At 38.5% G+C, this 12065-nt stretch carries 11 protein-coding genes, 1 tRNA gene and 2 rRNA genes; 12 read left to right on the top strand and 2 right to left on the bottom strand.

The features are described 5' to 3' along the window. Both HMPREF1151_RS02585 and rrf read left to right on the top strand, forming a co-directional pair. Positions 1 to 237, top strand: a 23S ribosomal RNA gene (locus tag HMPREF1151_RS02585); the annotation flags it as partial. 76 nt (positions 238 to 313) lie between these two features. Beyond that, positions 314 to 430: ribosomal RNA gene (gene rrf / locus HMPREF1151_RS02580) — 5S ribosomal RNA — on the top strand. A 330-nt stretch (positions 431 to 760) separates the two neighbouring features. On the opposite strand, the gene HMPREF1151_RS02575 is transcribed toward rrf, so the two are convergent. Beyond that, on the bottom strand, positions 761 to 970 hold the full coding sequence (locus HMPREF1151_RS02575; RefSeq protein ID WP_005378494.1) for a molybdopterin-binding protein: 210 nt from the start codon (positions 968 to 970) through the stop codon (positions 761 to 763). Between the two features lie 100 nt (positions 971 to 1070). Next, positions 1071 to 1144, bottom strand: a tRNA-Gly gene (locus HMPREF1151_RS02570). Between the two features lie 136 nt (positions 1145 to 1280). Here HMPREF1151_RS02570 and HMPREF1151_RS02565 point away from each other — a divergent pair. The 10 genes from HMPREF1151_RS02565 to HMPREF1151_RS02520 all read left to right on the top strand — a co-directional run bounded on the left by HMPREF1151_RS02565 (position 1281) and on the right by HMPREF1151_RS02520 (position 12002). Further along, entirely contained in the window at positions 1281 to 2606 is a 1326-nt protein-coding gene (locus HMPREF1151_RS02565; RefSeq protein ID WP_009660867.1) for a PepSY domain-containing protein, read from the top strand. A gap of 151 nt (positions 2607 to 2757) precedes the next feature. Beyond that, on the top strand, positions 2758 to 3912 hold the full coding sequence (gene nhaA / locus HMPREF1151_RS02560) for a Na+/H+ antiporter NhaA (RefSeq protein WP_005378504.1): 1155 nt from the start codon (positions 2758 to 2760) through the stop codon (positions 3910 to 3912). 28 nt (positions 3913 to 3940) lie between these two features. Beyond that, positions 3941 to 5113 (top strand): Na+/H+ antiporter NhaA, encoded by a 1173-nt coding sequence (gene nhaA / locus HMPREF1151_RS02555; protein ID WP_009660846.1) that lies wholly within the window; start codon positions 3941 to 3943, stop codon positions 5111 to 5113. A 24-nt stretch (positions 5114 to 5137) separates the two neighbouring features. Continuing rightward, positions 5138 to 5743, top strand: coding sequence for a 3D domain-containing protein (locus HMPREF1151_RS02550; protein WP_009660878.1), 606 nt, complete (start codon positions 5138 to 5140; stop codon positions 5741 to 5743). A gap of 140 nt (positions 5744 to 5883) precedes the next feature. Then, entirely contained in the window at positions 5884 to 6708 is an 825-nt protein-coding gene (gene purR / locus HMPREF1151_RS02545; RefSeq protein ID WP_005378496.1) for a pur operon repressor, read from the top strand. Between the two features lie 9 nt (positions 6709 to 6717). Beyond that, positions 6718 to 8091, top strand: coding sequence for a bifunctional UDP-N-acetylglucosamine diphosphorylase/glucosamine-1-phosphate N-acetyltransferase GlmU (gene glmU, locus HMPREF1151_RS02540; RefSeq protein WP_009660899.1), 1374 nt, complete (start codon positions 6718 to 6720; stop codon positions 8089 to 8091). 139 nt (positions 8092 to 8230) lie between these two features. Then, complete coding sequence (locus tag HMPREF1151_RS02535) at positions 8231 to 9184, top strand: ribose-phosphate pyrophosphokinase (RefSeq protein WP_005378517.1); 954 nt, start codon at positions 8231 to 8233, stop codon at positions 9182 to 9184. Positions 9185 to 9194: 10 nt separating this feature from the next. Further along, positions 9195 to 9773, top strand: a complete 579-nt coding sequence (gene pth / locus HMPREF1151_RS02530; protein ID WP_005378490.1) for an aminoacyl-tRNA hydrolase — start codon at positions 9195 to 9197, stop codon at positions 9771 to 9773. Between the two features lie 58 nt (positions 9774 to 9831). Next, on the top strand, positions 9832 to 11313 hold the full coding sequence (locus tag HMPREF1151_RS02525) for an aminotransferase class I/II-fold pyridoxal phosphate-dependent enzyme (RefSeq protein ID WP_009660948.1): 1482 nt from the start codon (positions 9832 to 9834) through the stop codon (positions 11311 to 11313). A gap of 2 nt (positions 11314 to 11315) precedes the next feature. Further along, the gene (locus HMPREF1151_RS02520) at positions 11316 to 12002 is read left to right on the top strand and encodes a thymidylate kinase (protein WP_009660925.1); all 687 of its coding nucleotides are present in this window, start codon (positions 11316 to 11318) and stop codon (positions 12000 to 12002) included. The last annotated feature ends 63 nt before the right edge of the window (positions 12003 to 12065 follow it).

Raw genomic sequence — 12065 nt, 5'->3', positions numbered from 1 at the left:
GGACCGGAGTGGACGAACCGCTGGTGTACCAATTATCCTGCCAAGGGTACAGTTGGGTAGCTACGTTCGGGACGGATAAACGCTGAAAGCATCTAAGCGTGAAACCAGCCTTGAGATGAGGTTTCTCATAGCATAAGCTAGTAAGATCCCATGTAGACGACATGGTTGATAGGCCAGGTGTGGAAGAGCTGTGAGGCTTGGAGCTGACTGGTACTAATAGATCGAGGGCTTTACTTAAAACAATAAGCAGACATGTGCAACAAATATATATATATACCTTCTATGTGGTTTTCAGAGTACAAACTCTGACAGATTCAGTGGCGATAGCTACGAGGGTCCACCTGTTCCCATCTCGAACACAGTAGTTAAGCTCGTAAACGCCGAAAGTACTTGGCTGGAGACGGCCTGGGAGGATAGGAAGTCGCTGATTAAGCTAAAGGCACACCTAAGGGTGTGTCTTTTTTTTGCATGTGCGACTTCCTATCCGACCAGGGGACCTGGGAAAGGTAGGGTGTGAGCTAACAGAGGAGCGTAGCGACGTATGGGAGCCACACATCACCTTCATCCGAACGTAAGATTTCTCCAGCTGCAAAGCAGCGATGAGAAATCCACAGTGAGGAGTGATAGGAAGTCGCTGATTAAGCTAAAAGGCTAACCGAATGGTTAGCCTTTTTTATTATATATACTTACATGTAGAGTCCGACCAGGGCACTTAAAAATATTTTAATAAAAAAAGAGCCGCTGAAGCGACTCTTTCTTATTATTCTACACCAACCATTACGCTAGTGGATTTAATAACAGCCACAACTTCTTTGCCAACTGCTAAGCCTAAGTCTTTAACGGATTGAATTGTAATATCAGCTGTAAGAATGTTATCGTTACCTACATTAATTTTTACAATTGCGTTTACAGCACCTTCTTGAATTTCAATGATTGTACCTTTTAATTGATTTCTTGCGCTTAATTTCATGGAATACTCCTTATAAAAATATACAATACAAATCTGTTTTTATTATATCTTTATACAAAAAAATAACCATGACGCATATCACATCACGGAATATTATGTATGGAGCGGGCGAAGGGAATCGAACCCTCCTCTCAAGCTTGGGAAGCTCGCATTCTACCGATGAACTACGCCCGCATGATGTACATATTGTATCATACTATAATATATACATTCAAGGGGAGCTTGTTTATATACTCTATACCCATAGTGGTTGCTGTATTGTATTGATATAATAATTAATGTATAACATAATGAGGAAGGAGGCATATGTATGTCAAAAATTTATAAAATTCATAAATGGTTATCTATAGTTTCTGTGCTATTTTTCTTAATGTTCTGTATTACAGGTCTTGTCCTTATGTTCCGAACTGAATTAAATGCATGGGCTCAAGGAGGGTCACATCATTCCTCGTCATCAATGGCGATGAGTCAACAAGAAATATCTATTTTTAATTATGCTGATGAAGGTGCCCTATTAGTGAAAGAAAAATATCCGTCTAAGGATATTTTAAATATTTCTCCAGCTATGGGGGCTGCACATATTTTACGGTATCGCATTATTGATTCTTCCGCAACTGTAGCGCCTCCAGCGCGTATGGGGATGGGAGGGGATTATGCATTATATAACCCTGAAACAAAGGGGCTTATTACTACGCATCATGAAACGCCTGCACATCCTTGGGTTCGAAGTGTATTACACACGCTTCATCAACTACATACACGATTAGATCTTGGTAAAACAGGAATTTATATTGTAACAATTTTATCTTTAGTATGTGGTTTATCTATTATTTCTGGTATTTTTTTATACGGTCCATTTCGTAAAAGCTTTGCCAAATCCACTGTATTGTCTAACTATATGAAATTAAGTACATTACATCGAGAATTTGCTATGGTTGCTACTGTATGGGGATTTCTCTTATGCATTACAGGTGTATGGATAGGTGGATTTTTTATTGCTAATGACAGCTATAATGCAGATGTACTACACACTGCAAAGCAAGAACTTTCAGTTGGTCAATCTGACATTTTACAACCATCTGAAGCTATCTCTCGAATTATGAAAGCATACCCAGATCGTCAGCTTATATCTATAGATTATCCATCTAAATTTAATAATCATCATTATGCATTTTATTTAGGTGCTGAAAATGATGATGATCCAGCTATGTTCTTGGGCCAACCAGTCTATGCTAATTTATATACTGATTCTACTAAGGATATGTATTCTACAAAAAATATCCCCTGGTATTTTACGGGCATGACTACAATGATTAATCTCCATATTCATAATCATAATACGATGGCTCTTAAAATATTATGGGCCATCTGGGATATTGTTCTTATTGTAGGCATTGTGACTGGTATTATTATGACTATTAAAAAGAAATTTGGCAGAGCTAGTGCTACAGAATCTAAAGTATCGGCTGAGATAAAACATGTTTGGCGTACACCAATCTGTTGTAGTACTTTAGTATTACTTGGATTTATTATGCCACTTTGGTCTAATCCAGTTACAAATACTATAGCAGGTATTTGTTTAACTATTCCTCTAGTTGTATTTTTTATTTCTTTAATTAGAGGATTTAATCATTAAGTTATTATATTCTTCCTGTATCTAATCAGCGTGCTTCATCATTAGTTTATTGATTGATTTCGAACTAAAATGATATAATAATATAAATCAACTAGGTTTTTTATGTGTTAAAACCTGTATTTATATTATGATTGAGAAAGTGGAAGTTACTATGAAATATATTAAAGCATTTATTCAGTCTGAATCATCTGGCGGTATTATGCTATTACTTGCTGCGATTCTTGGTGTTATAACTGCAAACTCGCCAATAGCTGAACAGTATTTTTCTCTGATGCATATTTATTTAGGTCCAATGGATGTATTGGAGTGGGTAAATGACGGTCTTATGGCTTTATTTTTCCTATATGTAGGGATTGAAATTAAGACTGAAATGATTTCCGGTGAGCTAAACACCAACTCAAAGAGATTGTTACCAGTTTTAGCTGCATTTGCCGGGGTGGTAACACCTGCGTTAGTTTACTTCTTAATTGCTGGATCTGTACCAGAATATACGCATGGTTGGGGAATACCTACTGCTACCGATATTGCCTTTGCAATTGGTGTCATTATGATGCTTGGTAAACGCGTATCACAAGCGATGAAGGCATTCCTTTCGGCATTGGCTGTTATCGATGATTTAATTGCTATCATAGTGATTGCCATATTTTATGGTGGTGGTGTAGATTTTCCTCATTTAATCGTTGCTGCTATTGTGACGGGAGCGTTGTGGTATACCAATAAACAAGGCTATGTGAGACCAGTTTTATATGGTGTACTCGGTGCCGTTCTTTGGTATTTTGTTTTAAAATCTGGTGTTCATGCCACTATCGCTGGTGTTGTGTTAGCTATGACTATTCCTGCAATGGGTAAGTTGGATGGAGAAACTGTTTATCCTATGCACGCATGGGCGGATAAATTGAAAAATTGGGTTAATTTTTTGATTATTCCTCTATTTAGCTTCTTAAATGCTGGTGTATCCTTCTCAGATGTTTCTGTAGATCATTTGTTCCACCCTGTTGTTTTAGGTGTTTCATTAGGCCTTATCTTGGGAAAACAGCTTGGTATATTCTCCGCTGTTTACGTTTTAGTTCAGTCTAAGATTATTAAGATGCCTACTAATACAACATGGCCCGAGGTTTATGGTACAGCCATTGTCTGTGGTATTGGGTTTACTATGAGCTTATTTGTGGCTACATTGGCATTTCCACCTGGTGTCACTCAAGAAATGTCTAAAATTGGTATCTTTATAGGCTCTATTATTTCTGGTTTATTAGGTGCTATAGTTTTAATTGTGGCTTATAAAATAAGATCTATTAAGAACAAATAATAAACTTATCATATTAGGAAGGAATCATATGGAACGGATATTTGTACTTTTACGTTCTCCTGGTTCGGCTACTGCCGTTTTACTAGGAGCTACACTTATTGCCTTAATCGTAGCGAATTCTCCATTGGCAACACAATATATGTCTCTGGTTAATTTAAAACTAGGTCCATTAACAACGATGGAGTGGGTTAATGATGCATTAATGGCGATTTTTTTCCTCTTTGTTGGATTAGAAGTAAAACGTGAATTGGTAAGTGGTGAACTAAATACGAATGCTAAGCGTATCATGCCAGGTATTGCTGCATTATTTGGTGTATTAGTACCTGCTATTATTTACTATCTTATTGCTGGATTTAGTGAAGTTTACGTTCATGGATGGGCTATTCCTACTGCGACAGATATTGCTTTTGCTATAGGTGTAATAACTGCATTAGGCTCAAGAGTTCCTAACTCTATGAAAGTATTTTTGACGGCCTTAGCTGTTATTGATGACTTAATTGCCATCATTGTTATTGCTATATTCTACGCAGCAAATCTTAATCTTTTCTATTTATTTGCTGCTGTAGTTGTAACGGGGTTATTGATTTATTGTAATCGGTCTGGCTACGTTAGATCTTTGTCTTATATCATTCTTGGTATCATTTTATGGTACTGTATTCTTCGTTCTGGCTTGCATGCTACAATGGCAGGCGTAATCTTGGCGATGACAATTCCTGAACGGGGCAAGATTGGTCGTAAATATGTTAGACCAATGCAACATTGGGAACATTATTTATCTAACTGGGTAAGTTTTGTTATTGTTCCTATTTTTGCTTTCTTTAATGCCGGTGTAAGTCTTGGTGGATTTGGTGTAGCAGATTTAACACATCCAGTTGTTTTAGGCGTTGCATTAGGCCTTATTTTAGGGAAACAAATCGGTATCTTTGGTGCTATGTTTGGCATGATTAAGTTAGGTATTGTACCTATGCCAGCAGAAGCTAACTGGAAATTTATTTATGGTACATCCATTGTATGTGGTATTGGTTTTACTATGAGTATATTTGTTTCCGTTCTAGCTTTTGATCCAGGTCATGCTCAAGAGATGGCTAAAGGTGGCGTGTTGATTGGTTCCATCATTTCTGCTATCATTGGTTATGGCTACTTACGAATTGTAGGGGCTAAACGAAAAGAATGTCATATTGGGGTATATCATAATTGCTAAGTTAAGCAATAAAGGGGAATGTACATGATTAAGAGAATTTTAATACTATGTACTGTGCTATGTATGACTAATATGATGGCCTTCGCACAGGCGAAGTCGGTTGATAAGGGACAACGAGGTCATCATGTACAGAAAATTCAAACCATGTTAGTGCATCAAGGATATCTTAATGATTCAGCAGATGGTATTTTTGGGCGTAACACTGAATTAGCAGTACGTAAGTTTCAAAAGGCTAAAGGCCTCGCTGTAGATGGGCGTGTAGGTACGGCTACGATGAGTGCTTTAGAAAAGGAAGAAACTCGTTTTGGCGATTCTGCTATTTCGCGTAGTCATAATGGGGTTCCCAATAAGTATGTACGCGTTATGACGATGCATGCTAGTGCATATAGTGCTCAAGACCCAGGGAATAGCAATTATACGGCAACTGGCAGTCGCTTAAAAAAAGGTATTGTTTCAGTAGATCCACGGATTATACCATTAGGCACAAAGATGTTTATTGAAGGTTATGGCTATGCCGTGGCTGATGATGTTGGCGGAGCTATTAAAGGTAGCCGTATTGACCTAGCCTTTAATTCTCGTGCAGAAGCTTTGCGATTTGGTCGTCAAACTGTAAAAGTATATATTTTATAACTATATATAAACTGTTGAAAGCTCTAGTCTATGACTAGAGCTTTTTCCGAATTATATATTTTTTCTCAATGCGAATATTCGGAAATTCATGGTATAATATAGATATCAATATAAATCGAGTATTCAGCAAAGGAAGGCTTATGAATAAAGTTCGACGTGTTGAAAGAATGGTGGCAATGACTAAATTATTAGTCGATTCTCCACAAAAACTTATATCTCTTAATTATTTTTGTGATTTTTTCGGAATGGCGAAATCTACAGTAAGTGAAGATTTAACCTGTGTCCGTCAATCGATGGAACATTTTCAGTTGGGTACTCTAGAAACGGTAGCGGGGGTAGCTGGCGGTGTTCGATTCATACCTCATCGAAAAGGCGAGCAGGCCAATGAAATCCTACGCGATGTGCAGCAACGTTTGCGTGAACCAGATCGTATTATTCCCGGTGGATTTATTTATATGTCGGATATTTTGTATGATTGGCATGTGATGACTCGGTTAGGCGAAATTATTATGACTCGCTTTGTAGATCGCAATCCAGATTATATTTTGACGGTAGAAACAAAAGGGATTCCTTTGGCGGTTATGGTGGCTAGGGCTTTCAACAAGCCACTTGTCATCGCGCGTCGTGATAGTAAGGTTACAGAAGGATCTGCCATTAGTATTAACTATGTAACGGGTTCATCTGGTCGAATTCAAACGATGACATTAACTAAACGCGCTATTCCACAAAATGCGAAGGTGCTAATTATTGATGATTTCATGAAGGCTGGCGGTACGGCTAAAGGCCTGACCGAGCTTGTACATGAGATGAATGGTAAAGTGGTGGGAACAGGTGTTCTAGTGGCTACTGCTGAACCAAATCCTAAGTTAATCAATGATTATGAATCACTATTTACGTTCCATGGCATTGATGAAAGTACAAATGAAATTCACATCGAACCTGTATTTGATACGATTGATAGATAGGAGTTTACTATGAATATTGCAAGTCTTATTTTAGCAGCTGGTAAGGGGACACGAATGAAGTCCAAATTGCCAAAGGTACTTCATAAAGTTGGCGGTAAAGCTATGGTTGAACGCGTTCTAGAAACTGTTCAATCTCTTGGAACCGATAAGGATGTTGTTATCGTTGGCTTTGGTGGTAATGCAGTACAAGACTATCTAGAAGGTCGTGCTGAATTTGTACGTCAAGAAGAGCAAAATGGTACAGGTCATGCAGTAAAAATGGCAGAACCTGTATTAGGATCTTTTGATGGCACAATTTTATTGTTGTGTGGGGATACGCCACTCGTAACTAAGGAAAGTTTAGAAGCTCTTTTAAAAGAACATACTGCATCTGGAGCAGCGGCTACAATTTTAACGGCCCATATGCCAGATCCAACAGGTTATGGTCGTATCATTCGTAACGAACAAGGTCATGTGGTACGCATTGTAGAACAAAAGGATGGCAAACCAGAAGAGTTAGCTGTACAAGAAGTTAATACTGGTATGTATGCTTTTGATAGTAAAAAACTATGGCCTTGTCTCGGCCAATTATCCGACGATAATGCACAAGGTGAACTGTATATTACAGATGTGGTTGGTATTCTCGTAAATGGCGGCGATAAAGTAAGCGCTTATATGACTGAAAATTTTGAAGAATCGTTAGGTGTAAACTCTCGATTGCAATTGGCTGAAGCAGAATCCATTTTAAAACATCGTAAAAATGTAGAATTAATGACCGCTGGTGTAACGATTATTGATCCTGATAATACCTATGTAGCACCAGAGGTTACTGTGGGGGCTGATACAATTCTACATCCTGGTACCGTTTTAGAAGGCAATACGGTGATTGGTGAAAACTGTGAAATTGGACCTCATACACGCTTGACGAATGTAACTGTTGGCAATAATACAGTAATTCATTTTACCTATGGCCATGACTGTGAAGTAAAAGATGGCGTAGATATTGGTCCATATGTTCATTTGCGTCCTAATACGGTTATTGGCAACAAGGTTCATATTGGTAATTTTGTTGAGGTTAAAAATTCCAATGTTGGGGAAGGCACCAAATTCCCTCATTTATCCTATATTGGCGATAGCGATGTAGGTTCTGGTGTCAATATTGGTTGCGGTACGATTACGGTAAATTATGACGGAAAAATCAAGCATCGTACAACTATCGGCGACGGTGCATTTGTAGGCTGTAACAGCAATTTGGTAGCACCTGTTACAATTGGTAATTATAGCTATGTAGGAGCAGGTTCTACGATTACTAAAAATGTTCCAGATAAGGCATTAGCAGTAGGTCGTAGCAAGCAAATTGTGAAAGAAAATTGGGTTACAGACGATACTTTCAAAAAGAAATAGGAATTTATTAAAAATTTTTCACACAAGATAGGAAAAATAGTATACAATAATAAGGCAATAAGGTTGTATATCTGTAATATTTCGTTACATATACATTGAGTAACTAACTAAGATTACGGAGAAATGAAAGGGTATCAAAATGGCATTTGAAGACGGCAAAAAACTTAAGATTTTCACAGGTAACGCAAATCCAGAGTTGGCAAAGGAAATTTGTGATTATTTAGGTTTGCCTTTAGGTGAAGCGTTTGTAGGTCGCTTTAATAATGGCGAAGTACAAATTATGATTGATGAAAGCGTACGTGGCAAAGATGTATTTATCATTCAACCAACTAGCTATCCTGTAAACGATAATTTAATGGAATTAATGGTTATGGCTGATGCGTTAAAACGTGCTTCTGCTCGTCATATTACAGCTGTAGTTCCTTACTACGGTTATGCTCGCCAAGACCGCAAAACTCGTGGTCGTGAACCAATTACTGCAAAATTAGTAGCAAACTTGATGCAAACTTCTGGTATTACACGTCTTGTAACAATTGACTTGCATGCAGGTCAAATTCAAGGCTTCTTCGATGTGCCAGTAGATCATTTATATGGTGCATCCATTTTAGCTAAATACATTAATGAAAAAAATCTTGAAGATGTTATTGTAGTATCACCAGATCTTGGCGGTGTTACAAGAGCTCGTGATTTAGCCGACCGCATTGGAGCGCCAATTGCAATCATCGAGAAAAAACGCCCTGAACCAGGTGTAGCTAAAGTTATGAACCTCATTGGTGATGTAAAAGGCAAAAACTGTATCATCGTTGATGATATTGTAGATACAGCAGGTTCTCTTGTAGAAGGTGCTAAAGCATTAAAAGAATTTGGTGCTAAATCTGTTATGGCTGCTGTTACCCATGCTGTATTAACAGATCCAGCAAGTGAACGCATTGCAAACTCCAACATTAAAGAGCTTATCGTAACAAACACAATGCCATTACCAGAAAATTGCAAATTAGACAATGTAACGCAACTATCTGTAGCGCCATTATTGGGCGAAGCAATTATGCGTATCTTTCATGAAGTTTCAGTAAGTAATTTGTTTGATAAATAATAGGTGATTCTTGAAGTTAGTAGTAGGCCTTGGTAACCCAGGCAAGCAATATGAAGCGACAAAACATAATATTGGATTTATGGTCATCGATGCCATTGCGGATAGCGTTTCTCACACTCCTTGGAGAGAAGAACAAAAGGCAGAGGTGTGCAGTATTAATGTAGCTGGTGAGAAGGTATTGCTTGTAAAGCCACAAACATTTATGAATGCAAGTGGCGAGTCTGTAGGTCCATTGATGCGGTACTATAAGATTGATCCATCTGATGTGTATTGTATTTATGATGATATGGATTTACCAGTAGGCAAATTACGTATTCGACCAAATGGTAGTTCTGGTGGGCATAATGGGATTAAATCTTTAATCTCCCATATAGGAACAGAAAATTTTCCGCGTTTTCGCGTAGGTATTGGTCGTCCGTTACCACAATGGACTGTCATTGACCACGTGTTAGCACCATTTAGTGAAGAAAATCAAGAGAAAGTACAAAAAGGTATCAAAGACACAGTAAAAGCTGTATTAGGCACCTTAGAGGTGGGCATAGACAAAGGGATGAATCAGTTTAATCCTAAGCGTCGTCCACAGCGATAAATAACATGCATAAGGGCATGAGTCTCATTGAGATTCATGCCCTTTTTACGAGGTATATATGAGCAATCAAGAAAAAATGCCTTTTGTAGAGGCTTTAGAATCATATAAGGAACAACATTTTGTGCCTTTTCATACACCTGGTCATAAGATTGGTGTTGAAGCACCTCAGTTACTAAAGGACTGGATGGGACCGGCACTGCCATATGATTTAGGGGTTATGTATGCTCTAGATGATCTACATGAACCTGAAGGAGAGTTAAAAGAGGCGCAAGACTTAACTGCTGAATTATATGGAGCTGATGATTGCTGGTTCTCTATTAATGGCACAACCGCTTTAATTGAAGCGATGATTATGGGGACAGTAGGTCCTGATGAAACGATTATCATTCCTCGAGAAGCACATCGTTCCGTTATTAGTGGATTAGTGTTATCTGGTGCAAAGCCTGTTTATATGGATTGCCAATTTGATAATCGGTGGGGTATCCCTTTAGGTGTATCAGTGGAGGATGCTATTAAAACCATGGATGCTCATCCAGAGGCTAAGGCGATTCTCTTAGTGTATCCAAACTATTATGGTGTAGGTGTAGATATTGTAAACATCGTACAAGAAGCACACAAACGAGGGATAATTGTTCTTGTTGATGAAGCGCACGGACCTCATTTACCATTTTCAGAAAATTTACCTGTTGAAGCCATTGCGTCAGGTGCAGACTTAGTGGCACAAAGCACGCATAAATCGGTAGGTTCTTTGACGCAAACCTCTTGGCTATTAGGGCAAGGCGATTTAATTAATAAACGCCGCATTACACAAATGCATCAGATGTTACAAAGTACGAGTCCTAATTATATATTTTTAGCATCCCTTGATATGGCGCGCCATCAGTTGGCTACGGAAGGTAGAAATTTGGTAAATCATGCTGTGTCATTAAGTTTACAACTACGACGTGCATTGGAAGCCATAAAGGGCATTTCTATCATGTCAAGCAAGGATGTAGATAGACCTAACTATGATGTAACAAAGGTGTTGATTGATGCCAAGGAATTGGGGCTTACCGGTGTGGATTTCGAAAAACGATTACGTGCTCACCATATCGAAGTTGAACTTGTGCAGGCGCATCATGTGTTAGTACTCATCACGATAGGTGATACAGAAGAATCTATCATGACTCTTGTAAAGGCTGTACAGGCTATAAGCGATGAGATTTGTAGTAAGTCATCCTTAACAAATCGTGCTGGTGAACAAATAGAGGAACGTACTGAGACTATTCAGTCAGCTACCATTCTGCCTACTCCTGTTGTACGTATGACACCGAGGGAAGCCCTTTATAAGGAGCGTAGATCCTGTATGTTCGAGTCGGCATTACATCATATTTGCGGTGAAACCATTGCTTATTATCCACCGGGAATTCCTTGTATAGCCGTAGGTGAAGAGATTACAGAATCTGTGTTACAATATATACAACAACGGCGTGTATTGGGGTATATGCCAAATGGTGCAGCCGATATGAACTTAGAAACGATACAAGTTGTAGAGGAGTAGAGATGGGGACTTTAATCATACTAGAAGGTGGCGATGGCAGTGGCAAAGCTACACAAACAAAGTGCTTGGTAGAACGATTACAAGCAGAAGGTCATCGTGTGCGCAGTGTTAGCTTTCCAAATTATGATAGTGATGCATCGATGCCGATTAAGATGTATTTATCGGGCCAATTTGGTACGGATGTAGACTCGGTTAATCCCTATGTAGCAAGCTCTATGTATGCTATCGATCGTTTTGCATCCTTTAGAATGGATTGGCAGTCATTTTATAATGATGGTGGCATCATTATTGCTGACCGGTATACGACGTCAAATATGGTTCATCAAATGGTGAAATATACGGATGCGGATAAACGTGTTCAATTTTTAGAATGGTTGGAAGACTTTGAATTTGTTAAGTTTGGTTTACCTCGTCCTGATGCGGTATGTTTGCTTGATGTTCCATTAGACGTGACGGAATCTTTGATGTCTGAGCGAACTGGTAAAACAGGGGGAGAGACAGGGGATATACACGAAGGAAATAGAGTGTATTTGCAAGCTGTTCACAATGCCTATGATGAATTAGTTGAACGTTATCAATGGCATCGTATTTCCTGTGCCCAACAAGATAAATCTGGAACTTTTACAATGCGCAGTATAGAATCTATACATAATGACATATACGATGTGGTAAAAAGGATATTGAGATAGATAAAATCACATATCTTAGGACATGGCGACTCTTTAAAAAGTCGCCATTTTCCTATATAATAG

Source organism: Veillonella sp. ACP1, assembly GCF_000286635.1.
Classification (GTDB): domain Bacteria; phylum Bacillota; class Negativicutes; order Veillonellales; family Veillonellaceae; genus Veillonella; species Veillonella atypica.
The sequence above is the reverse complement of the archived record's forward strand: the minus strand, read 5'-3'. Positions and strand labels throughout refer to the sequence as shown.